This is a genomic window from Exiguobacterium sp. NPDC077395, from assembly GCF_050269125.1.
Taxonomy (GTDB): domain Bacteria; phylum Bacillota; class Bacilli; order Exiguobacteriales; family Exiguobacteriaceae; genus Exiguobacterium; species Exiguobacterium aestuarii_A.
Genome location: NZ_JBNNHU010000001.1, coordinates 535,955 through 562,483 on the forward strand (window position 1 = coordinate 535,955; position 26,529 = coordinate 562,483).

25 protein-coding genes and 1 riboswitch are annotated in these 26,529 nt (G+C 47.6%); of the genes, 18 read left to right on the plus strand and 7 right to left on the minus strand.

All coding sequences use genetic code 11. The features are described 5' to 3' along the window. Positions 1-45: 45 nt before the first annotated feature. From ACQKD4_RS02735 to ACQKD4_RS02765, 7 genes are all read left to right on the plus strand, one after another. A complete protein-coding gene (locus ACQKD4_RS02735) occupies positions 46-1,122 on the plus strand; it encodes a nitric oxide synthase oxygenase (protein WP_427372414.1) in 1,077 nt (358 codons plus the stop codon). Positions 1,123-1,136: 14 nt separating this feature from the next. Further along, entirely contained in the window at positions 1,137-1,556 is a 420-nt protein-coding gene (locus ACQKD4_RS02740; protein ID WP_214693873.1) for an RDD family protein, read from the plus strand. A 125-nt stretch (positions 1,557-1,681) separates the two neighbouring features. After that, positions 1,682-2,533 (plus strand): DegV family protein, encoded by an 852-nt coding sequence (locus tag ACQKD4_RS02745; protein ID WP_427372415.1) that lies wholly within the window; start codon positions 1,682-1,684, stop codon positions 2,531-2,533. A gap of 19 nt (positions 2,534-2,552) precedes the next feature. After that, positions 2,553-2,879: a thioredoxin family protein gene (locus tag ACQKD4_RS02750; protein WP_074036441.1), complete on the plus strand. Its 327-nt coding sequence runs from the start codon at positions 2,553-2,555 to the stop codon at positions 2,877-2,879. 87 nt (positions 2,880-2,966) lie between these two features. Continuing rightward, a complete protein-coding gene (locus ACQKD4_RS02755; RefSeq protein ID WP_214874723.1) occupies positions 2,967-3,368 on the plus strand; it encodes a (4Fe-4S)-binding protein in 402 nt (133 codons plus the stop codon). A gap of 14 nt (positions 3,369-3,382) precedes the next feature. Then, entirely contained in the window at positions 3,383-4,276 is an 894-nt protein-coding gene (locus tag ACQKD4_RS02760; RefSeq protein WP_427372416.1) for a DUF5996 family protein, read from the plus strand. Further along, complete coding sequence (locus ACQKD4_RS02765; RefSeq protein WP_427372417.1) at positions 4,277-4,549, plus strand: GNAT family N-acetyltransferase; 273 nt, start codon at positions 4,277-4,279, stop codon at positions 4,547-4,549. It begins immediately after the preceding gene. A 38-nt stretch (positions 4,550-4,587) separates the two neighbouring features. Here the strand turns inward: ACQKD4_RS02765 and ACQKD4_RS02770 are convergent, their stop codons facing one another. The 3 genes from ACQKD4_RS02770 to ACQKD4_RS02780 all read right to left on the minus strand — a co-directional run bounded on the left by ACQKD4_RS02770 (position 4,588) and on the right by ACQKD4_RS02780 (position 8,430). Further along, positions 4,588-5,313, minus strand: a complete 726-nt coding sequence (locus ACQKD4_RS02770; protein ID WP_214693859.1) for a DUF4261 domain-containing protein — start codon at positions 5,311-5,313, stop codon at positions 4,588-4,590. A gap of 84 nt (positions 5,314-5,397) precedes the next feature. Then, positions 5,398-7,719 carry an FtsX-like permease family protein gene (locus ACQKD4_RS02775; RefSeq protein ID WP_427372418.1) on the minus strand — a complete coding sequence of 774 codons (2,322 nt, stop codon included), beginning with the start codon at positions 7,717-7,719 and terminating at the stop codon, positions 5,398-5,400. A 12-nt stretch (positions 7,720-7,731) separates the two neighbouring features. Next, positions 7,732-8,430 (minus strand): ABC transporter ATP-binding protein, encoded by a 699-nt coding sequence (locus ACQKD4_RS02780; protein WP_427372419.1) that lies wholly within the window; start codon positions 8,428-8,430, stop codon positions 7,732-7,734. Between the two features lie 160 nt (positions 8,431-8,590). Between ACQKD4_RS02780 and ACQKD4_RS02785 the strand changes: the two genes are divergently transcribed. Beyond that, the gene (locus ACQKD4_RS02785) at positions 8,591-9,421 is read left to right on the plus strand and encodes a DegV family protein (protein ID WP_427372420.1); all 831 of its coding nucleotides are present in this window, start codon (positions 8,591-8,593) and stop codon (positions 9,419-9,421) included. A gap of 297 nt (positions 9,422-9,718) precedes the next feature. Beyond that, a complete protein-coding gene (locus ACQKD4_RS02790; protein WP_427372421.1) occupies positions 9,719-11,398 on the plus strand; it encodes a GGDEF domain-containing protein in 1,680 nt (559 codons plus the stop codon). 45 nt (positions 11,399-11,443) lie between these two features. Here the strand turns inward: ACQKD4_RS02790 and ACQKD4_RS02795 are convergent, their stop codons facing one another. Then, on the minus strand, positions 11,444-12,085 hold the full coding sequence (locus tag ACQKD4_RS02795) for a homing endonuclease associated repeat-containing protein (RefSeq protein ID WP_074036465.1): 642 nt from the start codon (positions 12,083-12,085) through the stop codon (positions 11,444-11,446). Positions 12,086-12,538: 453 nt separating this feature from the next. On the opposite strand from ACQKD4_RS02795, the gene ACQKD4_RS02800 reads away from it, so the two are divergent. The 6 genes from ACQKD4_RS02800 (at position 12,539) to ACQKD4_RS02825 (ending at position 18,439) form a co-directional block, all read left to right on the plus strand. Beyond that, positions 12,539-13,351: an undecaprenyl-diphosphate phosphatase gene (locus tag ACQKD4_RS02800; protein ID WP_214693843.1), complete on the plus strand. Its 813-nt coding sequence runs from the start codon at positions 12,539-12,541 to the stop codon at positions 13,349-13,351. An 80-nt stretch (positions 13,352-13,431) separates the two neighbouring features. Next, positions 13,432-13,573, plus strand: a riboswitch (FMN riboswitch). Positions 13,574-13,726: 153 nt separating this feature from the next. Next, the gene (ribD, locus tag ACQKD4_RS02805) at positions 13,727-14,791 is read left to right on the plus strand and encodes a bifunctional diaminohydroxyphosphoribosylaminopyrimidine deaminase/5-amino-6-(5-phosphoribosylamino)uracil reductase RibD (RefSeq protein ID WP_427372422.1); all 1,065 of its coding nucleotides are present in this window, start codon (positions 13,727-13,729) and stop codon (positions 14,789-14,791) included. Next, a complete protein-coding gene (gene ribE, locus ACQKD4_RS02810; protein WP_427372423.1) occupies positions 14,791-15,432 on the plus strand; it encodes a riboflavin synthase in 642 nt (213 codons plus the stop codon). Before ribD ends, ribE begins: the two co-directional genes overlap by 1 nt. Further along, positions 15,432-16,607 (plus strand): 3,4-dihydroxy-2-butanone-4-phosphate synthase, encoded by a 1,176-nt coding sequence (gene ribB, locus ACQKD4_RS02815; protein ID WP_427372424.1) that lies wholly within the window; start codon positions 15,432-15,434, stop codon positions 16,605-16,607. The genes ribE and ribB overlap by 1 nt, the downstream gene beginning before the upstream one ends. A 5-nt stretch (positions 16,608-16,612) precedes the next feature. Next, complete coding sequence (gene ribH / locus ACQKD4_RS02820) at positions 16,613-17,077, plus strand: 6,7-dimethyl-8-ribityllumazine synthase (protein ID WP_074036560.1); 465 nt, start codon at positions 16,613-16,615, stop codon at positions 17,075-17,077. A gap of 126 nt (positions 17,078-17,203) precedes the next feature. Further along, positions 17,204-18,439, plus strand: a complete 1,236-nt coding sequence (locus ACQKD4_RS02825; protein WP_214693833.1) for a GAF and HD-GYP domain-containing protein — start codon at positions 17,204-17,206, stop codon at positions 18,437-18,439. A 36-nt stretch (positions 18,440-18,475) separates the two neighbouring features. On the opposite strand, the gene pruA is transcribed toward ACQKD4_RS02825, so the two are convergent. Next, positions 18,476-20,020 carry an L-glutamate gamma-semialdehyde dehydrogenase gene (gene pruA / locus ACQKD4_RS02830; RefSeq protein ID WP_074036480.1) on the minus strand — a complete coding sequence of 515 codons (1,545 nt, stop codon included), beginning with the start codon at positions 20,018-20,020 and terminating at the stop codon, positions 18,476-18,478. Between the two features lie 171 nt (positions 20,021-20,191). On the opposite strand from pruA, the gene ACQKD4_RS02835 reads away from it, so the two are divergent. The 3 genes from ACQKD4_RS02835 (at position 20,192) to ACQKD4_RS02845 (ending at position 22,516) form a co-directional block, all read left to right on the plus strand. Next, positions 20,192-20,995 carry a hypothetical protein gene (locus ACQKD4_RS02835; RefSeq protein ID WP_427372425.1) on the plus strand — a complete coding sequence of 268 codons (804 nt, stop codon included), beginning with the start codon at positions 20,192-20,194 and terminating at the stop codon, positions 20,993-20,995. Between the two features lie 13 nt (positions 20,996-21,008). After that, positions 21,009-21,446, plus strand: coding sequence for a thioredoxin-dependent thiol peroxidase (gene bcp / locus ACQKD4_RS02840; RefSeq protein WP_427372426.1), 438 nt, complete (start codon positions 21,009-21,011; stop codon positions 21,444-21,446). Positions 21,447-22,282: 836 nt separating this feature from the next. After that, positions 22,283-22,516: an IS3 family transposase gene (locus ACQKD4_RS02845; RefSeq protein WP_427373261.1), complete on the plus strand. Its 234-nt coding sequence runs from the start codon at positions 22,283-22,285 to the stop codon at positions 22,514-22,516. Between the two features lie 106 nt (positions 22,517-22,622). On the opposite strand, the gene ACQKD4_RS02850 is transcribed toward ACQKD4_RS02845, so the two are convergent. Continuing rightward, a complete protein-coding gene (locus ACQKD4_RS02850) occupies positions 22,623-24,113 on the minus strand; it encodes a PIN-like domain-containing protein (RefSeq protein WP_427372427.1) in 1,491 nt (496 codons plus the stop codon). A gap of 810 nt (positions 24,114-24,923) precedes the next feature. Then, entirely contained in the window at positions 24,924-25,958 is a 1,035-nt protein-coding gene (locus ACQKD4_RS02855; protein WP_427372428.1) for a GTP pyrophosphokinase, read from the minus strand. Positions 25,959-26,529 lie beyond the last annotated feature (571 nt).

The window sequence follows — 26,529 nt, forward strand, 5'->3', positions numbered from 1 at the left end:
TTTCTCTAAGATGGAGAAGAGAGAACAAATGAGGAGACTTAAGACATGAATTTGTATGAACAAGCGAGCGAGTGGATGCGACAGTGGCAAGATGACCCTTCCGAACGTTTGCGAGAAATCGAACAAGAAATTGAACGCACGGGTACGTATTCGTTGACGACGGAGGAGTTGTGTGAAGGCGCAAAAGTGGCATGGCGAAACTCGAACCGTTGCATCGGACGATTGTTTTGGCAGACACTTCATGTGATTGATGCCCGGGATGCGAAAACGTTTGATGACGTCTTCACTCGGCTTGTGGAACATCTTCATTTTGCCACAAACGGTGGAAAAATCCGTTCGACGATGACGGTCCTTCCGAACAAGTTCAAACTGTTGAACACGCAATTGATTCGGTATGCCGGATATGAGACACCGGACGGAATCATCGGGGACCCGATGTCCGTGCCGATGACGAAAAGGGCCGAACAACTCGGATGGGTCGGGACCGGCACGCCGTTTGATCTTTTGCCGCTCATGATTACGGACGGTCAGGACGTTCGTCTATACGACTTGCCGCGTGATGCCGTGCTCGAAGTAGAGATCGTTCACGAGGAGTTTGACTTGTTTGATGGTCGTCCGATCAAATGGCATGCCGTTCCGGCCATCGCTGACATGGAACTTGAAATCGGCGGTCTCCGTTTTACGTCAGTGCCGTTCAACGGATGGTACATGGAGACAGAAATCGGTGCGCGCAATTTGGCAGACACCGATCGCTATGACTTGTTGCCGCTCGTCGGCCGCTCACTCGGGCTCGACACGTCGAAAGAGCGCTCGCTCTGGCGGGACCGCGCGCTCGTTGAATTGAATGTAGCCGTCCTCCAGTCGTTCGAGCGAGCAGGTGTCACGATCGTTGATCATCATACCGCCGCCAAACAATTCAAACGATTCGAAAAGAACGAACGGGAAGCGGGGCGTGACGTCACCGGGCAGTGGAGCTGGCTCATCCCCCCTCTATCACCTGCGACGACGCACGTCTTCCATGAACATTACGACAATATCATCAAAACGCCGAACTTGTTCGCACGAAGCGGATGTCCGTTCTCAGGGTTTCGTCAGCCGGTAAAAGAGGAAATAAAAGGCTAGAACCGAGAGAAAGGATGATTGCTGTGGCAGTCCCACTTTGGAAACGAGCCGTCGCCGGTCAAATCGACCAAGTCGTTTTTCAGACGCCGGCCAAATTGATTGAAAAGGCCATCCGTAAAAAGGTATGGCCCGACAAGGAAGTGAAGCGGTATTACTTGCCGACCGTTGTGACGATGGCCGGAGAGGTTTACTGTATGCTGTATCAAAACGGTCAGACACTCGGAGACCGAGTCGTCGGGATTAAAGTCGTGAGTGCGGACGGACGCCCGCTCTCCCTTGAGCAGGTCATCAAACGGACGCTTTATAAAGATGTCGTCTATCCGGCGACGCTTGGGATTCCACTCATTCGAGCGCTTCAACAGATGAAGTCGAATAAAGATCTCGAGTTGCCGCATGACGAGTTCGCCCATACGAAATTGATTTCGACGAAGTGAAAAGAAGCAGGGCGACCGCGTGTCGCTCTGTTTTTGCGTCCCGTTCGGTCGGGTAGGAATCGGGACAGAAAATAAGGTATAATGGGATTGGATCAAAATGAACGACCATTGGAGGCTTTTTAGTTATGACAAAAATCGCATGGATTACCGACAGTATGGCCAACTTCTCACAAGAAGAGGCATCACGTCTCGGTGTAGATATCGTCCCGATTCAATTAATTGTGGATGGCAACGGCTATAGTGAAACCAATCTCTCGCTTGAAGACTTGCATCGGTATATGATTGACCAAAAGAAAGAAGCGAAGACGTCACAACCGATTTTCGGAGATTTCATCGGCCGCTACGAGCGCTTGAAAGAAGAAGGATATGACTGCGCCATCGCCGTCCACTGTTCGAACGGATTGAGCAGTACGGCGAAAAACTCAAAGGCAGCGGCAGAGGCGGCTGACTTCAAAGTGTATACGATCGACTCGCATGCCGCACTCGAAGCGCAACAAGAACTCGTTCGAATCGGGAAAGCTGCTGAACAAGAAGGCAAATCCGTCGAAGAGATTGTCGCCTTGCTCGAGGCATGGCGCGATAAGAAAAACTTCTTCATGATTATCGGAAACATGGAAACGATGCGCCGCGGCGGTCGCGTTTCTTCGGGTGAGCTGTTCCTTGCGAACATCTTGAACATCAAACCGATCATCACGCTCGATGAGACAGGGAAAGTCATCCCGTTCAAAAAAGCGCGCTCGTTGAAGAAAGCCTATGCGGAAATGATCGGTGAACTCGAACGTCGCCACGCGGAGAACGGTGTGAAGGATAACCGAGTGTTCGTCCAGACAGCACTCGCACCGAAGATGCAAGACGACCTTGTCGCGCTCATCAAGTCGAAATTACCGGGTCTTGAAGTGGTACGGACACGATTCTGTCCATCTATCGCGGTACATGCCGGGTTTGAGACGGTCGGTGTCTTGTGGCTCGACGCTTAATCAATAGGAGGAATGAAAGATGGAAGCAATGACAACCTTGACTGGATTGAATGAACGGATTGCGAGCACGGAACAACTGCTCGTCTACGTGTCACATCCGGGATGCAGTGTCTGTCATGCGCTGAAACCTCAAATCGAAGAGATGCTTCATCAATTCCCTGACATCGAGGCGGTCGCGGTGGACTCGGACGAAGTCCCGGAAGTTGCGGGATCTTTCTCCATTTTCACGGTACCGGTCGTCCTCTTTTTCATCAATGGGAAAGAGATGCTACGCCGGGCGCGATTTGTCCCGATCGGTGAATTGACACATCAACTCGAACGCATGCAAGAAATGAGACAAGCCTAAAATTAACCCATCATCCGATTTAGAGGATGATGGGTTTTTTTCGTAGGTGAACGGGTAAAGACCCGCAAACACAAAAGGGGTGATTCGATGCGAGGCAAGCAATACGTGGGAGAATCGATTGATGTGTACTACGACGTGTCGCTCTGCGTACATGCGGCAGAATGTGTACGTGGGCTACCGGAAGTGTTTGATACGAAACGAAAACCGTGGATTTTACCGGATGGTGCCGAGGCACCAGATGTCGCGACGGTAATTGAACGTTGTCCGAGCGGTGCCCTCCAATTCGTCCGAAAAGACGGAGGGGATGCGGAGACACCAGATGTACCGACATCCGTAAAATTAAACGATTGGCAACAAATCGAAGTGCGGGGTGACCTTCAGATCAATCAAGGCGATGAGGTCATTTCGACTTACCGAGCGACACTATGTGGATGCGGACAATCTGGGAAACGTCCGATTTGTGACCATAGTGGTGCGTGTAAAGGATGAGAGGATGATGGGGGATGCACATTCCATTGCATTCAGAATGGCACGATACGAAATTGACCTTACATTTGATTTCGCAGCTTCTCGGAAAAATCAAGCTCAAACTGGCACCACCGGAACCGCAATGGGGGCACGTCTCGTTGCCGCTCACGGTGCAAGGTTTCACGACAGGGTTGTTATTTGAAGGAGAGCGGGCGCTACAGATTGATGTGGACTTATTGACGTCTTGCCTCGTCGTCCATGTCGAGGAACAGACGGACGCCATTCCGATTGAAGCTGGAAAAACGATTAAGTCTTATCATGATGACTTGTTCGCGCGCCTTCGTGAACACGGGGTACACATCACCATCAATCCGAAACCACAAGAGATGGCCTTCAAAGGGCTACTCGATAAGGACGAGACACCGCTCGCCTATGACGCGACGTATGCCCGAAAAGGATTGAGACTGTTTCAGCGGGCGGCGCACGAACAACTGACATATTTATCGAAGTTGCGATGTCGGAAAATCAAACCGGCTCTCTTTTGGGGGACGTTTGATGTCTCGTCTCTTGTCATCTATCCGATTGAACATCCGTTTCCGGAAGATAAGATAATCGAACGTGTCGCCTTTGATGAACAATTTGTCGAATTTGGATTTTGGCTCGGAGACGACGTGACGGATCGTCCGAGTTATTTCGTGTTGCCGTATCCGTTTTTGTTCAGACCGCTACCGACGGAAACGTTGAAACCGGAAGCGGCATATTATGATGCGGAGAAGAGCGAATTTTTCTTGCCACTTGATGAAGCGACGAGTGGTCACGTACAAGACTTTTTGTCCACCTCGTTTGATATTTTGATGCGTGAGATGGAGTGGACGACGCGTGATCATTTCTTCATCCCACTAAAATTAGACGAGGAGAGTGCTGAGTGAATGGACATCAAACAAAAAGAAAACACGTTTTATGTTGGAAACGAGGCTGAGCCATCGGCAGAATTACATTACGTACCGACGGGACCCGACAAACTGATTGTCGACCATACGTATGTGAGTGACGACCTGAGAGGACAAGGGGTTGGGGAGAAGCTCGTCCTTGCTGTCGTCGACTATGCTCGGGCAGAAGGGAAGACAATCATCCCGCACTGTCCGTTCACGAAAAATCAGTTCGACCGTCACGAGGAGTATCGCGACGTGTTGGCGACGTGAATATATAAAAATGGAGCGCCATCGGGCGCTCCATTTGGTTATTCTGCTGCTTGCGGGACGAGGTAGATCAAACCGAACGGGTTGTGCAACAAGTTGTCGATTGTCGTCCGCTCGTCTTCACCCATCTCGACCGTGAAAGCACGTCCGTCCTCGAATGCGAAATGGTCGCCATCACCGAACATCGCTCCGCCTGAGATGAGGTGGAAATTGAACGAGTGAATCACGTGGATGGCATCTTCGATCTCAAGTGTCATCGGTACGGCCACGTCCGCATGTCCGAACGCTTTCATTCCCCACGACATGTAGGCGTTCTCTTCTTCTGTAATCGCCGTCAACAGCGAGTAGTCAAGCGCAAGGTCTTCTTCTTTTGACTCTTGCCATTCGTCTTTCGAGAAGGAAACACCAGCCGACTCGACCATGACGCCGACCCCACCGGCATTCAAGACAGCGTTTGCGGCACGACGCGCGGCGGCGACGTCTGTCAAATCGTTGACGTCGACAATCAAGTAGACGACATGCGTGTGACGGGCGATTCCTTTTGCGACTTTCGGTGTGAATCCACCAGAACTCGCGTGAATCATGGCCTCGGCAAGAGCCGGGTCACGTTCCACGACTTCTACGGTGAACGCTTTGCCCGTCTCATCTTCGAGCAGCAATAAGCCGGCCATCGTGTAGCCTTCACTATGTAAACTGATTTGTTCGTTCACGCCTTCCGCGGAAGACCAGTTCCCGGGAATAGCGAGCATAACTTGTGTACGATTCATGTCAATCATCCTTTTCTGCAAAAATCAGGCCCCTCCTCGGGAGAGGCCTGGTCTATCTCTTATTATGCCCTATTTTGGCATAAATTATTCTTGATATGTCTTCAATACTTCCTGAAGTGGGATTTGATCGATCTTCCGTCGGCTGACGAACGTGCTCAGGAAGAAGAGGAGAACGACCGCACCGAGCGTATAGACGATATAGATCCATTCGAATTCAAGCGGGAGGACGAGCCCATAATCTTCTGCGAATACGACGATGATGACCCGAAGCGTCAACAAGGCGATCGGAATACTCAAGAGGGCCGAGACGAGCGCATAGATGAAGTAGCTGTTTAGAATCATCGAACGGACTTCCCGTTTTTGGTATCCCATCACTTTCAATAACGAAATGACGTAGTAGTTCTTCTCGACCGTCAGCGCCGTCAGGACGAATAGAATGCTGAAGGCGATGAGAGACGCACCACCAATCAAGACGTTCATCATGAAGTTCATATATTGATTGATGGACTCGGATTGTTCAATCAACCCTTGACGGGACAGGATGGTCGGATAGTCTGAGTCGTTCGGGCGCTCCGTCGCATAAATGCCATTGAACAACTCGTCCGTCGCGCCGTCGGTAAGCAGTTCACTTAGCGTCGCCCGGGGTAAATAGGCGAAGTCTCCAGAGAATTCATCGGCAATCCCGACAATCGGATAGGTCAGCGTCTCCTCGTTCAGTTCGACATCGATGTCCTGACCGACTTCAAGTCCGAGTTTGAGGGCGAGTGACGAGGAGACGATCAGTCCGTCGGGTTCAAGTGTCAATGTGTCACCATCTTCGTTACGTAGCGGGAACAAGGTATTGTCAATCTCTAAACCTTTCAGCGTAATCAATTTCTCTTCGACAAATGCGAACGGGTAAGTGAGGAACGGCTCTTGTCCGTCTTCGATTGGCGGTGAACCGTCCGTATAGGCTTCGTATTCATACGCTGCTTCGTTTAAACCACCCACGGTCATTCGATCGACAGCTCCGTTCATCATGAGGGCGAAGACGATGAGGATGGTCGAGAATAAGATGCCGAGGAAGAAAATGAGGAAGCTTCCTGTGCTCTTGACCGCATACAAATATTTGAACTTCGTCTTGCCGCTCGCGCGTTTCAATAGTTGACTAACGAGCCGACTCAGGCGATTCAAGGAAACGTTGTCCCGAGGCGATAAGAGGGCGAGGGCGCTTTCTCCCATGATCTTGTAGATGACCGCTCCTGCGACGAGTGCAAAGAAAAGTAGTGGCGCAAATACGGCCGTCAAAAAGACGAGTGGACTCTGAGCGATGGTGATGGATGGTAAGAGATAAAAATCGAGATACAGTTCTTTCAATGGGTCTGCAAAATAAAGACCAAGGAAATAACCGATGATCAGCATGAAGAAAGCGAAGATTAAGATGAGGACGAGATAAGGTGCTGCGATTTGTCGACGACTGTATCCGATTGCCTTTAACAGTCCGATTTGACCGCGTTCCGCCTCAAGCATATTCGAGATCAGGATGGCGACGATGATAACGGCGATCGAGACGATAAAGAGGCTAAGCCCGAGCGCCATCGCTTTTCCAGATGAGATCTCACTATAAATCGCACCGCTTCGGATAATATTTTCCGTCTCCATGACAGACACGACAAACGGTAAGTCGAGATCGGTCACGACCGTCTGTTCCGTCACACCGGAGAGGCGGAACGATTCTTGTCCGACGGTCGATTCGAACGATTCGTCGGTCATGAGTAAGAGCGTCTGGGAGCCGGGATCTAGATTGAAAAAGTTGTCGTCGAAGAGGGGGAGGGTATAGTCCGGGAAGAGGACGAACCCGCTGACGGTGAACGCTCTTCCTAAATCGATTGTGTCCCCGATTTCAATTCCATTCTCTTCAGCATACTTTTTGTTCAGGGCGATCTCGTCGTTCGTGCTCGGTCTTGCTCCCGCCTCTACATAGGAACGGTTGATTGAATCGGATTCTTTTAGCAAGAGACCGCGATGTTCCGCGTCACCGAGTGTGTACGTGATCGCTTTTAAGTCACGGAGTTCAATCGTCGCCTCTGGCATCTCTTGTTCGACCGCATCGATGCGTGACGCAATCAAACGATTAAAGACTTCCTCGTCTGCCTGCTTGATGTCGGCTAGTGTGAACGTTCCGGCTTCAGCGAGTGCGGCAACATCGGGGTCACGTAATTCTTCTTCCGTCACCCGGTTGAGCATCTCAACGGCGAAGTCTTCCTGGTTCGATTCTTCCAAGTATTCTTCGGTTGGAACTTCGATTCCGCTAATTCCATAGAACATCATCGTGTACGTGAGTGAACTCATGACGATGATGATGGCGATGGCGAGCAGTTGCATCCATTTCTTACTGAGCGTCTTCCACACATTTTTGTACAGCATGTCGCCACCTCCTTATCCCCAACGAATGTCACGTGCCGCGACGCGGGTGTCGTGATGGATCACTTCGACGATTCGACCGGAGTTCATCTTGATGACATCGTCCGCCATGTCACTGATTCCGTTATTGTGCGTGATGACGACGATTGTTTTCTGATACGTCTCGTTCAGTCGCTCCAACAGCTCGAGCACCTTCTTCGAATTCTCCTCGTCGAGCGAGCCCGTCGGTTCGTCACAGAAGACGATTGCTGGATTTTTAGCGAGACTTCGGGCGACAGAGACCCGTTGCTGTTCACCACCGGATAGTTGATAGGGATATTTGTCACGCGATTCCAAAAGTCCGACTTGGTCGAGCAATTCATCGATGGGGAGCGGGTCTTTCGTCAAATCGGACCCGATTTGTACGTTCTCATAGACGGTCAAGTTTTGAAGGAGATTGTATTGTTGAAAAATGAATCCGAGGTGGTCGCGCCGAAATGCCGTCATCTGTTCGGGGGACAAGTCGGTGAGCACCGTGTCTCCGAATGTAATTTTGCCGCTCGTCACGGTATCGAGTCCGCTGATGACGTTGAGTAGCGTACTTTTCCCGCTTCCGCTCGGTCCGAGGATGACGACGAACGCGCCGTCACGAATACTTAGGTTAATCTCTTTTAAGGCAGCCGTTTCCACGTCGCCGGTCTTATAGATTTTATTGACGTTCTCGAGCTGAATCATCTCTCGTTCGCCTCCTTTGTTCGTTATGTATCATGTACCCTGTTCGAAGTCAGATTGGACAAGTTGCACACAGGATGTTTTGAAAAAATAGTGAAACCGCTTCACCTGTGATAAAATAATATAACCAGGTACTAAAAACTTTTTTAAGGGAGAACTTTTCATGAAGATTGCATACATCACGGACAGTACAATCGTCCTTCCAGATGCTTTAGTGAACCACCCAGATATTCATATCGTCCCGCTCTATGTCGTCAAAGGGGACCAACCGTATAAAGACGGGATTGAAGTCGATGCCACGACCGTCTATGAATGGATTGATGCCGGGGAGCGCGTTTCGACGAGCCAGCCAGCCATCGGAGATTTTGTCACACTCTATGAGGAGTTGAAGGAAGAGTACGACATGGGGATTGCAATTCACCTGTCGTCTGACTTGAGTGGAACGTACTCGGCTTCTGTACAAGGTGCTGAAATCGCAGAATTTAAGTTACTCGCCATTGATTCACGAGCGGGGGTCTATACGATGGGACTCATGCTAGAAGAGTTAATTGAACGTGTCGAACGAGGTGACGCGCTCGAAGACGTGGAAGCCCACATGAAAGAACGCGTCGAAGACGTACGGATTGAGCTGACCCTGCAAAACTTGACGCAGATGCAAAAAGGCGGACGCATCTCAAAATCGAAAGCGTTAATCGGGAACATGCTTCAATTGAAACCAGTGCTCCGATTCGAGGACGGGTTGATCGTTCCATATCAGACGGTCCGCACGTATAAGAAAGCACAGGCTCACTTATTCGAAGTGTTGCGTGCAGCGATTGAGTCTGGTGAGTGTAAAGACGTCTCGATTTTCCACGGCAACGTTCCTGAACTCGCACAAGAGTGGAAAGAGCGACTCGGTGACAAGATTCCGATTCGGGTCGACACACTCGCCCCGCTCCTCGGGGCGCATACGGGATCTGGGTCGATCGGAATCTCGTATTTGAAAGCGAAATAAGACGTGAAGGCGGTTCTCGTGAGAGAATCGCCTTTTGTATGCTTCAATTCTGTTTTTGCCTTCGTAAAAATAGAAATGTGATTGTCAGCGAATAAATAAGTAGGAACATGATGAGAAACATGGAAAGGTCCATCGTTATAGCCTCCTTTCATTGACTGTTGCCGACATTCATGTCTATAAAACTTCTGATTGGGAATCTTTTCAATATTTCATTGTCTCAACTTTCAAACAATTGCTGGAATGTTTTTGCATTACGGGTCATACTAGAAAAAATGAACGAGAAAAGGGGAGAAGACGATGCGATTTCGGAAGTATCTAGTTCGGAGCTGGCTCGCGTGGGCAATCGTCTTCACAGGTGTGACGTATTTGACCTTACACCACTTGGAATCGTTCGACTGGCCGTTGTTTTGGTTTATTTATACGCTAGGCGCTTTGTTCGTCATGAACCCGCTCAAGCGTAGACATCTCCATTTCACGTTTCATGAGATGTTCGTCTTTATCACGTTCTTCCTTTACGGGCTCGCCCCGGCCCTCCTAATGGGTCAACTTCTTTTGTTCACCTTTCAAGCGAGGACGTTCAATCGTCGGGTCGGACGTCGTCGTTTCTTACATTTCTATCCGTTGAATACGGTGATCGAGTGCCTCCTCGTCCTGTTACCGGGACTGGCCTATATCGGGCTCGGTGGACGCATCGGGGAGCCTGTTCATTTGATGCAAGAGGGAGTAGCGATGTTGGCGTTCTTAGGGACACTTTTCCTCGTCCTGACGATGAGTTTCGTCTTGTCTTACTTCATGGTCGGGGAGCGAATCCCGTTACCGATCATGTGGCGATTGATTCGATTTGATTGGCTCGTTGTGTCGCTCGAATTGTTGTTCACAATGATTGCCATCGAATCGTATCTCGTGTTCGGGTACGTCGGGCTCATCGTCACGTTCTTCATTTTATCCGTCCTAAAGATGACGATGTCGAAAGCGACGGAGACGGAAGAGACGAAAACAAAAGTCGATCAGGTCGAGCGGTTGAAAGAACAGCTATACCGTGTCGATAGCGAACAACTGTTGATTGAAAAGTTTTGGAACGGACTGCGTGACGTCGTGGAAGTCGAACGTGGTTGGCTGCAGGTCAACCGAAACGGGGAGCGGACGTTTTATGATATGACGGGACGCATCATCCCGAGTGTGCCAGACGCCTATACAATCGAGCGTTATCAAGACGAGGATGAGCCATGTTTCGTCTATGATTCGTTACATGAATGGCATCCCGAGCTACAGCAACAGCAGCAAGAGCTGCATCATTCAGCGCTCGTCATCCAGCCCGTTTGGGGAGCGGAAACGGCGGTAAGCTGTATGGTGTCGACGACAGCCAACGGCGCGTATGAGACGCCGATTGCCATCGAAGTGAACCGGCTCCTTAAAACGTTGTCGTGGTCGATCGAGCGAATCGATGAGCGGGACCGCCTGCAGCATGAGAGTTTGACGGACCCTTTGACGGGCCTACATAATCAGCGGGCGTTACGCAGCTGGACGACAGAACGATTGAATGACGTGGCATCCTATCCGCTCTCGCTTTTCCTCGTCGACTTGGATCACTTCAAGTCGATCAACGATACGTATGGACATGCGTTCGGGGATGAAGTGTTGATTGAGGCCGGACAATTGTTCACGCGCAGCGTTCGGGCGACGGATTTGGTGACGCGGTATGGTGGAGAAGAATTTGTCTTCGTGTTCCCCCGAATGGATGAGGCGGCAGCCCATCTGGTCGGTGAAAAGATACGGGAAGCGCTGAGACGCCATGATTTTGGTACGGAAGGGACACGCATCACGGTGACAGCGAGTATTGGGATTGAGACGATTCATGAATATGAAGACTTGGATACGGTACTCCGGCATGCGGACCGAGCCATGTATGTCGGGGCCAAGTTCAATGGTCGTGACCGGGTCGCCCACTATCAAGAACTATCCACAGAAGTCAGATGAAAGGAGGATCCACCATATGGCGGATCCTCCTTTTGTATGAAAAGATTATGAGTTCGTATTATAAAGTTCCGATTCCACCGCATGAACGGCGGCTGACCAAGAGCCATAGCGATGTAGGATCGCTTTTGTCGAAGGCTTGTTGTTACGCTTCGCCCATTCCCGATATGCTTCGAATGAGAGGGAGAAGCCCATTTCCTGAATGGCTTCACGTAGCGCGTTAGATAATTCTGTTTTCGAATAGGTGACACTCGCCTCAAGTCCTGCCTCGGCACAGGCATCATGCCACGAACCGAACGTCTTGACGATATGATAATGGCTCGGTGCCTTCGGATGGAGCTTTCGCCATTGCTGATACTTCTTCAAGGTAATGATCGAGCCCATGTCTCGCGAATAAAGTGCAAGCGTCTCGATGATATCCTCGCGTGTATACTTCGGCATTTTGTCTGGCAATTCGACAGTTGCTTCTCCATGCCATTCATAGCCTGCGATGGCAAGTGCCTCAGCCCATGACCCGAACTGTCTGATGATGGATTCAGGAGATGGCCAATTCTGTTCCATGGCAAAGCGACGGTAGACAGAGCGGCGTGGACGTTCCTTCAACAAGTCCCCGAGAAGGCGGATGCAATGGATCATCCTCTGTTGTTCGGTGGACAGGTGATGGGATTTAGTGGTTAGCGTTTGACTCAATGATGGTTCCTCCTTCCGTGGACTCAAATATGAACCGACAAAGATGAAAAAAATGCTCCTACAATCATACTATCGGATGGTTTTTCGGATTTATTAACGTGATTTTGAAAATTATTAAACAATTTCTAAGAATTGGATAGGTCTAAAGTCACAGAAAAACATTTCAAAAAATGGTAACAGTTCTATTACAAATTAAATCGAATTTCGTGATAAATGTAAACAAAAAGTTTTAATCAACCAAAAATGTCATATTTTTATAAAAAAGTACCCAACTGGAGAAATGGGGTCATCGCCTTCGCTCCAGATGAGTACCCTTCTATAATAAATTTAATTTTCAGACTAATCAATCGAATATTGAAATTACATCAAAAAATTTTTAACAGCTGGTCAACGAAAGTCCAATTCTGCTAAAATAGGCGCATTGAGTGAAAAACAGAAAAGAGGATTACCATTATGACAGTTTGGTTATTTTATACGTTGCTCGGATTGATCCAAGGATTCACGGAGCCGATCCCGATTTCATCGAGCGGACATCTTGTTATCTTCCAAGAATTATTTAACATCGACTTGCCGGGATTGTCATTTGAAGTTTTCGTAAATTTTGCTTCGCTCCTCGCGGTCTTAACGGTCTATCGTAAAGATGTCGTCCGCCTCATCGTCAGTTTATGGACGTTCCTCTTCAAGAAAGATCGGACAGATGAGACGATGGTCGATGTGAAGTTTATCGGATTGCTCCTCGTCGCAACGGTTCCGGCCGGTGTTCTCGGTGTCATTTTTGGTGACTGGATTGGAGAAGTACTCGGTGGCGTCGCGACGGTCGGATACACGCTCATCATCACGGGTCTTGCGCTTTGGTTCATTCGAAACATGCGCGGGAATAAAGGAGACGGCGGGATCACGTTACGTGACGCCGTATTGATTGGACTCGCCCAAGCGGTGGCGCTCATCCCAGGGATCAGTCGCTCTGGAGCAACCATCGTCATGGCAATGTTGCTCGGAATCAAGCAAGAATCAGCACTTCGCTTTTCGTTCTTCTTGTTCATTCCAATCAGTCTCGGGACGATGATTTTGGACGGTCCGGCGTTATTTACGAACCCAGAAACACGTGACTTGTTCGGTCCGCTCATCTTGGCGTTCATCGCTTCTTATGTGTTGACTGCGATTTCGTTGAAGTGGTTCCAGCACATCATGGCAAAAGGCGAATTAAAGTATTTCTCATATTATTGCTGGATTGTCGGACTTCTCGTCGTCCTCTTTCTCGCATAATCGAGGCGCTACTCTCACGGGTAGCGTTTTTTGTTTTGCGAAATAAAAACAATTGCGATACAGTAAATCTGTACAAACAAATATTCCTTCGGGGTCGGGTGAAATTCCCAACCGGCGGTGATGGGCCATGCCCTAAGTCCGTGACCCGGGCGCACGTGTGCGAACGGTGGATCTAGTGAGACTCTAGAGCCGACAGTATAGTCTGGATGGGAGAAGGAACAAAAAACAGGTCCGTGTGACCTGTGCTTCGTCGTACGCTTTTCTGTAAAGAAAACGTTTATTTGGCTTGCCCAAAAACGACGAAACCCTCCCACCAAGACCCTAAGGACCGTTCCTTAGGGTCTTTTGTTTGTACGGAAAAAAGGAGGGAGAACGATGAAACAGTACATGCAACAAGCCATCCAATTGGCGAAATCTGCCGACGGACAGACGGGTGTGAACCCGCTTGTCGGCGCCGTTCTCGTCAAAGACGGTCGCGTCGTTGGGTTAGGCGCCCATCTCAAGGCGGGCGAACCACATGCTGAAGTTCACGCGATTAAGATGGCAGGTGCGGCAGCGTACGGGGCGACACTTTACGTCACGCTTGAGCCGTGCTCGCATCACGGGAAGACACCACCGTGTGCCGACTTGATCGTTGAATCCGGAGTCAAACGAGTCGTCATTGCCATGAAAGACCCGAACCCGCTCGTTGCCGGAAAAGGGATCATGCGCCTCAAATCGGCTGGCGTCGAAGTTGAAGTCGGGTTACTTGAAGAGGAGGCACGGGCACTAAATCCAGCGTTCTTGCGAGCGCTCGAGACGAAGCGACCGTACGTCATCTTAAAGACGGCGACGAGTCTCGATGGAAAAGTTTCATTGGATTCTGGTGAGAGTCAATGGGTGACAAGCCCGGAAGCCCGTCGTGACGTCCATGAACTACGCGCCAAAACCGATGCGATTTTAACGGGAATTGGAACGGTGCTTGCGGATGATCCGGCACTGACCGTTCGATTGGACCGTGAGACACGTCAACCGAAGCGAGTCGTCCTCGACCGTGACCTTCGCTTGCCACTCGCGAGCACGCTTGCCCGAACGGCCGAAGACGTCCCAGTGCTTCTGTTCACCTCGTCGGACGACAGAGAAAAACGGGAACAGGCACGTGCCATGGGAATCGAGTTATTCGATTATACGTCGCTCGGAAACGTGCTCGAGACACTTTACGCGAACGGGGTTGGACGCTTATTGATCGAGGCGGGACCGACACTTGTCACGTCCCTTCTTGACGGAGGCTATGTGGATGAATGGGTTGCCTATCAATCACCGCGCGTGTTCGGCGGGAAAAACGGTGTCTACCGTTCACAACAGGAAGGCTCGCTGGATACGATTTCTCGTTTTGAGATTCAGCAGGTCGAGACGATCGGACCTGATCTGAAAGTCGTCCTTCGAAAGGGGGCGCTCTGATGTTTACAGGAATCGTAGAAGAAATTGGTTCGGTCAAAGCGGTGAAACGAAACGGTCCGTCCTTGCGGCTCGTCCTATCGGGGGCAAAGGTGCTCTATGACGTAAAAATCGGCGACAGCATTTCGGTAAATGGGATTTGTTTGACGGTCACAACGTTTGACGCGTCGACATTCGCCGTTGATGTGATGCCAGAGACACTGAAAGCATCCAGTCTAGATGGGGTGAAGCCAGGGACGCGCGTCAATCTCGAACGGGCGATGCCTGCGAACGGACGATTCGGCGGGCATTTCGTGTCCGGGCATGTTGACGGCGTCGGGCGCATCACCAAGAAGCGTCCACTCGCGAATGCCGTATATGTCGACATTCAATGCGACCCTTCGCTTCTTTCATACATTGTGCCGAAGGGATCGATTTCGGTGGACGGGACGAGTCTGACCGTATTCGACGTATCCGAACGTGGGTTTACGCTGTCGTTGATCCCGCACACGTATAGTGAGACTGTTCTCGGGTCGAAGCACGTCGGTGAACCTGTCAATTTGGAATGTGACCTGTTGGCAAAATATATGGAAAAACTAGTCGGACAGTCGAAGATGACACTCGAATCTTTGGCATCACAAGGTTATGGGAAGGCGGGATGGTAATGTTTGATTCGATTGAACGGGCCATTGAGGAATTAAGACGCGGACGTCCGATCATCGTCGTCGATGACGAGAATCGTGAGAATGAAGGTGACTTTGTCGTGCTTGGTGACAAGACGACACCCGAGACGATGAACTTTTTAATCACGGAAGGGAAAGGACTCGTCTGTGCGGCCGTCGCCGAAGAAGTGGCGGCACGCCTTGAGCTTGAACCAATGGTGACGAATAGCACGGACCCGCATGGTACGGCGTTCACGGTCAGTGTCGATCATATCGATTCGACGACAGGCATCTCGGCAAGCGAGCGCTCCCACACCGTTCGTGAATTAGCGAACCCATCGTCACGTCCCTCTGACTTTCAACGACCGGGACATCTCTTCCCGCTCATCGCCAAAAAGGGAGGGGTCTCGGTGCGTCGTGGTCACACAGAAGCATCCGTCGATTTGGCACGCCTTGCTGGTAGTGAGCCGGTAGCCGTCATCTGTGAAATCATTCGAGAAGACGGAGAAATGGCCCGCGTCCCGGACTTGGTCGAAGTCGCAAAACGTCACGAATTGGCGTTCATCACAATCGAAGCATTGGCCCAGTACATGGAGACGAGTCTTGTCACGCGCGAAGCGGACGTGTCACTCCCTTCATCGAAAGGGACGTTTCGAATGATCGGATATGAGAACCGATTCGACCGACAAGAGCATGTGGCCCTCGTGACCGAGACGCTTACAGACGTCCCACTCGTTCGGATTCATTCGGAATGTTTGACGGGAGACGTCTTCGGGTCGTTCCGATGTGACTGTGGTCCGCAACTTGATGCGGCTATCGAGAGAATCGAACAGGAGTCGGGCATTGTCCTTTATATGCGTCAGGAAGGGCGAGGAATCGGACTCGTGAATAAACTGAAAGCCTATGCCTTACAAGAGGAAGGGTTGGATACGGTCGAGGCGAACGAGGCACTCGGATTCCATCCCGACATGCGTGACTATCGTGTCAGTGCGGCGATGCTCCGTGACCTTGGGGTGAGCCGTGTCCGACTCATGACGAACAACCCTGAAAAAGTCGATGCCTTAGAATCATGTGGCGTCATCGTCGTCGAGCGTGTCCCGCTTCACGTCGGTGCGCACGAAGCGAATGAATCATATCGTATGACGAAACAACTCAAAATGAACCATATTGGAGGATAAATGAGATGATATATACATTTGAAGGTAATTTAGTAGGAGAAGGCTTAAAGATTGGAATCGTCGTCGGTCGATTCAACGACTTGATCACGATGCGTCTTCTAGACGGTGCGAAAGATGCATTGAAGCGTCATGGCGTGAAAGAAGAAGACGTGTCGCTCGCTTTCGTACCGGGTGCGTTTGAGCTCCCACTCGTTGCGAAAAAAATGGCGATGAGTCAAAAATATGATGCGGTCATCACACTCGGGGCCGTCATCCGTGGCGCGACGCCGCACTTTGATTACGTGTGTAACGAAGCGGCGAAAGGAATCGCGCAAGCGAGCTATCAATCGGAGGTCCCGGTCATCTTTGGCGTATTGACGACGGAGACGATCGAGCAGGCGATTGAACGGGCTGGTACGAAAGCAGGGAATAAAGGCTGGGAAGCAGCAACGTCAGCCATTGAAATGGCGAACTTGTTAAAGCAAGTTTGATGAAGAACCCGGTGCATCGTCGCCCGGTTTTTCAATTGGGATAAGCAGGGTAAAAAGACTGAAAAATGGGTAAAATAAACTCATGGAACGATTGCATATATTCCAGACAAAAGGGAGGTTTGGCACATGGCAACTTCGCATGAATCATTGACGTTACAGTTACAACAACAAGAGCGACTCCATCACCTGCTTTCGTCACTCCTCAATCGCTTTTTAACAACAGAGATTGCGGATTTCAAAAAGCGGGTTGACCAGTCGCTAGCCGAACTTGGACATTATTTCGCGGTCGACCGCGTCTATGTCTTCGATTACGATTTCACGAATCAGGTTTGTCACAACACATTCGAGTGGTGCGCCGAGGGCATCACCGCCGAGATGGACAATCTTCAAGACGTGCCAATCGACGTGTTGCCTGAATGGGTCAACACTCACGTGGCAGGCGAGACGATGTACATTCCACGCGTGGCAGATTTACCAGAAACTAGTGTCGTCCGCGGCATTCTCGAACCGCAGTCGATTCAAAGCTTGCTGGCGGTCCCGATGATGCAAGGCAAGACGTGCCAAGGGTTCGTCGGATTTGATTCCGTCGTCTCGGAGCGAACGTACACGGAATACGAGCAACAGGCACTGCAAGATTTCAGTAACGCCCTTCTCGGTGCGGTCGAACGGCACCGAATCGAGGCAGGACGGGAAGAGGCACAGCGTATCCTCGCCGAGCGGGAAAAAGAAATGATCGATTATCAAGAGGGGCTCGTCCGGACGTTGTTACGGCTGTCCGCACTCCGTAACAATGAGACGGGGAACCATATCGAGCGGGTACAAGATTTGTCGACGCTCTTTGCGACGATTTTATATGACCATCATCACCCGGACGTGTCGCCACTCTTCATCGAAGGGATTCGACTTGCGGCACCGCTTCATGACATCGGGAAGATTTCTGTACCAGATTCGATCTTATTGAAGGCGAATAAGCTATCCGACCAAGAATGGGTCTTCATGAAAGATCATGTGCGCGTCGGGGGTGAAGTGTTGAAGGATCTCCAGATACAGTTCCCTCAAAACTACTTTATCCAAATGGCCTATCAGATCGCGCTCTATCATCATGAGCGTTGGGACGGGACAGGATATATCAAAGGGTTGAAGGGAGAGGAAATTCCACTCGCGGCCCGAATCGTCACCATCATCGACGTCTATGACGCGTTACGGACGGTTCGCCCGTATAAACCTGCTTTCTCCCATGACGATACGATTGTCGCGATGAAAGACATGAAAGGGGCGTTCGATCCGACGCTGTTTGACCTGTTCTTGCTCCATCAAGAAGAGATTGCCATCATGTTCGAGCAGACATTTAAAGCACACTGAAAAAAGAGACGTTCTCGAGGGAACGTCTCTTTTTGATTAGAATGTCTCAGATGTTGTCTTCGCTTGCATGTGGAGTTGGATGTAGTCCGGTCCACCTGCTTTTGAATCCGTACCTGACATGTTGAATCCACCGAACGGCTGATAGCCGACGATTGCGCCTGTGCATCCACGGTTGAAGTAAAGGTTCCCAACGTGGAAGTTTTGACGAGCGTATTCTTGATTCATACGGTCACGTGTGAGTACCGCACCTGTCAAGCCGTATTCTGTGTTGTTCGCGATGTCGATCGCTTCTTTGAAGTCTTTCGCTTTTGTGAAGGCAACGACTGGTCCGAAAATCTCTTCTTGCATGAGACGCGCTTTCGGGTCGACATCTGCGACGACCGTCGGCTCGATGAAGTAGCCTGTTGAATCATCCGCGTTTCCGCCTGCGACGATGCGTCCTTCTTCTTTTGCGACATCGAAGTACGATGTGATTTTCTTGAAGGCTGCTGCGTCGATGACAGGTCCCATGAAGTGTTCGTTCTTCTCTGTGTTTCCGACAGAGAGTTCGTTCGTGAGTTCGACGACGCGGTCAAGTACCGTATCATAAACGCTGTCGACGATGACGGCACGTGAACAAGCCGAACATTTCTGACCTGAGAAACCAAATGCCGATTTGACGATCGATTGTGCTGCGAGTTCGAGATCCGCTGACTCGTCGACGACGATTGTATCTTTTCCGCCCATCTCTGCGATGACGCGTTTGAGCCAGATTTGACCTTCGTTCAACTTAGAAGCTCGTTCGTTGATGCGGAGCCCCACATCACGCGATCCTGTGAAGCTGATGAAACGAGTTTTCGGATGGTCGACGAGGTAGTCTCCAACTTCTGCACCAGGTCCTGGGATGAAGTTGAGGACACCTTTTGGAAGACCTGCTTCTTCCATCACTTCCACGAATTTCGCAGCAACGATTGGTGTCGTTGAAGCTGGCTTCAAGAGAATCGTGTTACCGGCAACGATTGCCGCAACAGCTGTACCGGCCATGATTGCGAACGGGAAGTTCCATGGGCTGATGACGATTCCGACCCCGAGTGGGATGTAGTCATAACGGTTGTATTCGCCTGGACGGCTCTCGACTTTCTTACCAGGTTTGAGTTCGAGCATCTGACGTGCATAGTATTCCATGAAGTCGATCGCTTCTGCTGTGTCCGCATCTGCTTCATTCCATGGCTTACCTGCTTCTTTGACGAGATAAGCTGAGAACTCGTGCTTGCGTTTGCGGACGATGTTCGCTGCTTTGAACAAGACGTCTGCGCGGACGGCTGGGTCGACGTGGCGCCATGAGTCAAATGCTGTGAGTGCTTCTTGCATCGCACGTTCTGCGAGCTCTTGGTTTGCTTTTGAGACGCGACCGATCACTTCTTCTTTGTTCGCTGGGTTGTAAGACGTGATTTTTCCTTCCGTCGTAACCTTTTCCCCACCGATTACGAGCGGATAGTCTTTCCCGAGCTCACCGTTCACTTTCTCGATTGCCGCTTGGATCGCATCGGCATTCTCTTTTTGTGTAAAGTCTGTGAATGGTTCATGTTTGTATGGAATCATTCTCGTTCCCCCTTAAAGTGATGTTGAGCGTTAAAGCGCTTACGTCTGTATTGTATCGAAATTATCGTAGAAATCCTAGTGAAACAATTTTCCAGAAATACATGCCATTGGAGCGACTATTCGAGACATGGTAGGATGGGGGAGAACACGGCTTTAGAAAGGACGAACAACATGAAAAAATGGCTCATTCCGCTCCTCCTCGTCTTCACGCTCGGGGCATGTGGGAACGACGAAGAGGCAGTTGTAGAAGAAACGAAACGCGCATTGCCGGATTCTGTCACGGAAGTGTATGCGGATTATCAAACGGCGCTTGAATCGGGCGATGCCGAGGCGCTCGCAGCCATCGACTATGCGGGTCGATTGACTGACATTCCGGCGACCGGTGCCGTCACGCGTCAGCTTGCCCCGGGGGACATCTATGAGAGTTGGGTCAACGAGGACGAAGACGTGGCGTTTCTCGTCCATGAAATGGTCGACCAAGACGGCAATCCGCTCCCGAACCGGCTCAGTAAAGTCGCTGTGAAAGAAGGCGACGACTGGTCGCTCGTCATCACGCCGACTGCGTTACCAGAGGACGTCATCGCCGAAGTCGGAGAGCTCCTCATCGGGATACAGGCAAACGAATATGGGGTCAACGCAGAAGCGAACGCTCGTCTTGCAGAGGTTCCAGAAGATGAGGCAGGACCGATCTATGACCGAGTCAACGCCCAGACCGACTATACGGCACTTGAGGCGGACAATAACGTTTTTCTCTTAATGGCAGAGACGTTGACGGTCGAAGAGAACCAAGCCATCATGACCGATTACTTTAAAGCGTATGAAACATGGTACACCGACAATGAAGAGACGCTTCGACAAGCGGCCGCCACTGAAGATCCAATCGAGTATATCGAGGTACTCGATCCATTAAAGACAAAATTAGAGGAAGCGATCGATGGTTTTGACGAACAACTCGTCGACCCGTCGTTCGGTTAAGGAGGAAAAACAGATGCTCGCACCTACATTTTCATTACCAAACCAAAATGGAGAAATGGTCTCGCTGAAAGATTATTTAGGCAAGAAAGTCGTTTTGTATTTTTATCCTCGTGACTCGACACCGGGTTGTACGACGGAAGCGTGTGATTTCCGTGATGCGATGCCGAAGATGGAAGGCGCGGTCGTCATCGGGATTTCAGCGGACAGTCAGAAGAAGCACCAGAACTTTATCGCGAAGAACGAGTTGCCGTTTGACTTACTCGTCGACGAGGATCATGAAGTCTCTGAATTGTACGGTGTTTGGCAACTAAAGAAGAATTACGGGAAAGAGTACTACGGCATCGTCCGTTCGACGTTCCTGATCAACGAGGACGGCTACATTCAAGAAGAGTGGCGTAACGTCAAAGTGAAGGGGCACGTTGAAGAGGTCGTGTCTGCCATTCGTTCGTAAAACGAGCAACTGAAGAGACCGCCTTGAGCGGTTTCAGCTTGTTGACAAATAACATGTTCGAACTCGTCCTTCCGGCGCCCACGCTTTCCGCAGGCAATCCCGGAGCCGCATCGCGACTCATGAGTCGCTGCTGGGTCTCCGTCGGATTGCTTTCCTGCAGGAGTTGGGGCGCCGTGGGACTAGCCACACGAATGGTCGCCACCCTTGGCGGCCATTTGTCTTTTTCTGAGGACTCGACGGCCGAAGAAAAAGCCCGATACATACTTCGAACCAGGCAAAACGGGGAAGTAAGTAGGTAAACGCCACGTCCGCCCGTCATCAAAAGGAGGAACCTGATATGTATCGTGCCCATCCCAGGAAACGACATGAACCGATCCGGTCGAAGACCACGTTGGACCAGCTGGTCCCTCAGGATCATCTCGTCCGGAGACTCGACCGCCACATCGACTTCTCGATCGTTCACCGTCTCTGCGCCCCGCTCTATTCGAACACCGGTACGCTTGGCATCGATTATTCGGAGATCATCCTACTCGGACCCCTGTTCAACATCCGTTCCGTGCGCCAAACCGTGAGGGAGGTTCAGACGAAGCTCGCCAGGTTCTCGAAGAGTTGCGAAGCATACATCAAGAAAACCAAAGGCATCTACGGGTATCGACGAATGGTTCTGAACCTTCGCAGACGGTTCAATCCGTTCTTTCGTCATCGGGAAATTGAACAACACAAGCCTCGTCTTCGAAACGCTTCATCGGACCCTGCAGGGCGACCCAGGTGCGACGCCGCTACTCCATAGCGACAAAGGGTTCCAGTACACCACGAGGGCCTTCGGCCGAATGACGATGGGAGCCGGTATCACCCAAAGCATATCCCGGGTGGGAAGGTGTATCGACAACGGGCCAATGGAGTCCTTTTTCGGTGCGCTCAAATGCGAGAGTTATCGCCTTCGGAAATACCGTACATATGACAATCTCAGTGAGGCAGTGACTGAATACATACGTTTCTATAATCAAGACCGATTCCAAGAACGACTAAACGGCTTCAGCCCATTAGAATTCAGGGCTGAAGCCGCCTAAACTATTTTTATTATTTCCACTGTCTACTTGACAGGGGGCAGTTCATTGTGAGTCAATTTCTTTTTTTGTTTCACCTACTCACAGATACATTAAAAAACGAAAAAAATTAATGATGCGGTCCACATGTTGAACAAAATCCATTGCCAGCATCGTTCTCACTATTGATTGCTCTACCACAATCTGGACAAGTGGTGTAAGCATTAGGAACGTCGTAACCTTCTTCATCATACCAGTCTTGATAAGACGATTCTAAAAAATGACTATCAACTATCATAACTGAATCAAATTCATCAGAATCTTCAAAGTCAGTAAAAATGTCTACCGTTCTAGTTATTTGAACAGTTAAAGAGCCTGTTACTTGATGTTTGTAAGGTAAAGATAAAATTACATCTTTAGTATCAGAGTCTTTTCCGTGATAATCATGAGATTTACTTTCCATTACTACGTCATATATCAAATCATAAGTTACCTGGCCAGAGCTTCTTTCAACCATAGTATAAGTATCAAATTCTCTTTCAATTATTTCCCATTCACCAATACCCACTGATCCTATGTGAGTCATTTCTGATTCATCAATATATTCCAATTCCGAGTATTTTAGTTTATCAATAATTGATTCAAATACTCTCTCTTCTATAGCATCTATATAGTCAGATTCCGTGATTTGTAAAGCTTGTTCTACAGCATCAGATTTTTCAACTTGCATACTAATAGAAATAGCTTCATAAAAATCTTTAGAGACAAATGGTACAATTTTTAATGGGTTTTCACTAGATTCTTCATGTCTTAAATCATCTCTTTTGGTTGATTTAGAAAATTCTTCGATTAGTTTTGGTAAAAATTCATTTTCATTGTTTTCAACGTTCCACCAATCTGGTTTTACGTCATCGCTAACAAAAATGATATTTTTTTGATTTTTTTGGGCGAAATTTAATATTTCTCTCCAAAGAATCAAATCACTATATTTACGAAGACCATCTTTATTTTTACTGTCTTTATAACCAGGAGGAATCTGTTTTTTATATCTTTTTTCTCCTTCCTCGCAAATTCTATATATTTCTTCTCTTGAGAAATCTTCCATCACCTTCCCTGCACTCACCAATTTGTTCATAAAATGCTCGATGATGTCTTGACTCCAGTTATCTTGTACTAAAGTTAAAACACTACGTTCTTCAAAGTATTGAGTGAATATCATTTTTAAATCATTGTACTTTTCTTCGATTTGATTTTGAAGACCCTCAGCCTCTGGAAATTGACGTTTAACTAGGGTTTCAACGCCATTCTTCATTTTCTCTTTTTGGACATCTATTAACTTAATTATGTCCTCAACAGAATTTTCAATCTTATCATTACGTCGAACATACAAAGCTCGATTATGTTTTCGAAATTCGACAAACACAGTATAAGGAACAACAATATGTTCTTGAATTTTTTCTAGACAATTAATAGTAAAGTTTGCATAGTCCGGTGAAAAACGATATGGTCCTAAAAATACATTTGTATCACAAATAATTACATAATTTGCATCTAAAAGCTCTGCTATATTAACAGAAGCATCACTAATTATTTTATTAGTTATATTAGCTTGGGTAGTCACTTGTATTCAGCCTCATTTCTAAATATAGAATTAAACATTTATAAATAATAATCGCATATATCATATTCTTTTTTAGTAATAATTTTTAATTTTACTCTTTCTATAGATTTTCTATCAATTCGCTGAATCAGTTGAAAACTTTGGATATCGCTCTCATATCTTAAACAATTATGATTGTGGGCTAGTATTTTACCTACTTCTGCAATAAAGTGAGGTGATTTCTTTTTAAGATTCGAAGTTACCAAGAATAACTGAATTGATTCCAAACAAAAACACCATTCAGATGAATGGCGTTCCTCCAAATCCAGTACACAAAAGTTCTAAAAAATATCAAAACAAGTGCTTAAAGTATAGGTTACGATGAAATAATTTCTAAAAAGGACCGAGGTCTAGAAAAAGTTAGAAAGAATGTCACGCGTCACTTCGTCGTGTCAGAAAATGAATTTTGCAACCTTTAAGAATCATTTCTTTATCTATTTTCAATCCTATAAATATGAAACATTAGAATATAATTCACGGTATTAATAACAGCTAGATACAATAATTAAGTGCTTGCTTATACTGTCACTGCAATGAAACAATTTGACTCTACACTTTAGGAAATCGAAAAAATACGATTAGATACAATTTCCGAAATAGAATGAACAAATGAAAGGACTGCAAAATCAAAAAAAAATCGCTATCATAAGTGAATCGATGCAAAAAGCCCCAATAACATAAATATAAGATATTGGGGCTTAACTTCAATAACTACTTCTGGCGAAATAAAGGAGTTCTTAAATTTTTATGTCGTAATGTATACTATAAGAGTTAATTAATTAAACTTTGAACTCTCTCATCCTCAAAATTCTTGATAGATAATGAAGAAATTTTTTCATTTTTTGCCCTAAACTTTTCATCTATAATATTCAAAGAAATTCTGACAACACCGACCGATACAAATTTTTTATCACGTGTTGAAGGTGGATATAGTTCTTCGTATAGTAAAAACGCATCTTTGGCTTTATCAAGCGAATCATCTAGTTTTTTCAGATTATCATATCCAGCCTCTAAAAGCTCATACAATAGTTCTGAAGTTGCTTTAGAGGTCTCTACTTCCCTTTCTTTTCTTTCTCTATCACTATATTTCTGACTTAGATAAGATTTCAATTTGTCAAAATTCAACTTCTCATCTTCGGAAATAATTTCATGCGAAAGTATTTCTTTGATTTCATCGTCTGTTTCTTGTTGTATTTTATTAATAGAATCCATAAAAAACTCAAAATGTGAGTCAGCTACATAAAAAAGTCCGCTTAAGGCATGAAAATCTTTTTTTAATTTTTGAGGTATGTCATTTTCGCTCTTATAATCTAAGTAATGAGATATGTTAGCCCATGCATCCATTGAAATGGTTCTGACTTGAATTTCAAATTTTAACTCTTTGATGTGATCATAACGGGCGCCAGAATATCCGTTTTTTAATTTTGCAATATAATGTAATGACATATATCCGAAAGAACTAACTTGGTTATTTTCATTTATTTTGTTATCTTCAGATACTATTTCGAAATTCTTTTTGATTATATCCCCTATTTTTTGGATATCAGTAATGAATAAACAGACAACCCTAATCCCAGCTATATCCTCAATCTCTTCAAAGGGAGAATCCAAAGAAGAATCTAAGTTTTTTCTTTCAATTTTCTTTACTAGTGAGTCTAGTGTTTTAATTCTCGAAGTTAAAGTATGAATTTTTAATTCCGTTTCTCGAAACTTTTGATCAAGTATATGCTCTACTTCATTTATTAAATCAACATATTTAGAATATTTACTATTGTATTCTCGAGTAAAAGAAAAACCTTCTTCCATTCTTACACCTCCATATATTCTACTTTTGAAATGATTAACTTTCAAAGTTAATTCAATAAGTTCTTGTGGTATTCGTCGTCTTTCCCCCTTTTTTTTTTCAATATAAATAGAATTTTCAATCATGACGAAATCTTCAGTTTCAATTCTTAAGCAATTAAAATTGTCCTCTATCTTATCATTGAGTTCTTTCGAGATACATGCGAACAAGTTGACGACTTTGAGACCCTTGTAACCTCACGTTTTTCCGTATTAGATCCAATTTTTCAAGGTCGGATTTCTTGTTCTTGATTTCCTTTACTCGGATTGAACGTCACGAATGTGACAAATCGCACGCCATCCCCCCTTCAAAAGAAAACTGACAACGATATTGCTTGGTATCATCTTAATTGCATTCACTAGTTACTGGCTATTCCAAGGTTTTAACATATCTCCCCCCCAACAATTGATACCTTAATTATATAACGATGATAAAAATTAACCTGATAAATAATATGTATTAGCCTAGCTTGTATTTCCTAGATAAAGAATGATTTTGTCATCCTTTTGTAGGATAGTTCGCTTTTCTTCGCGA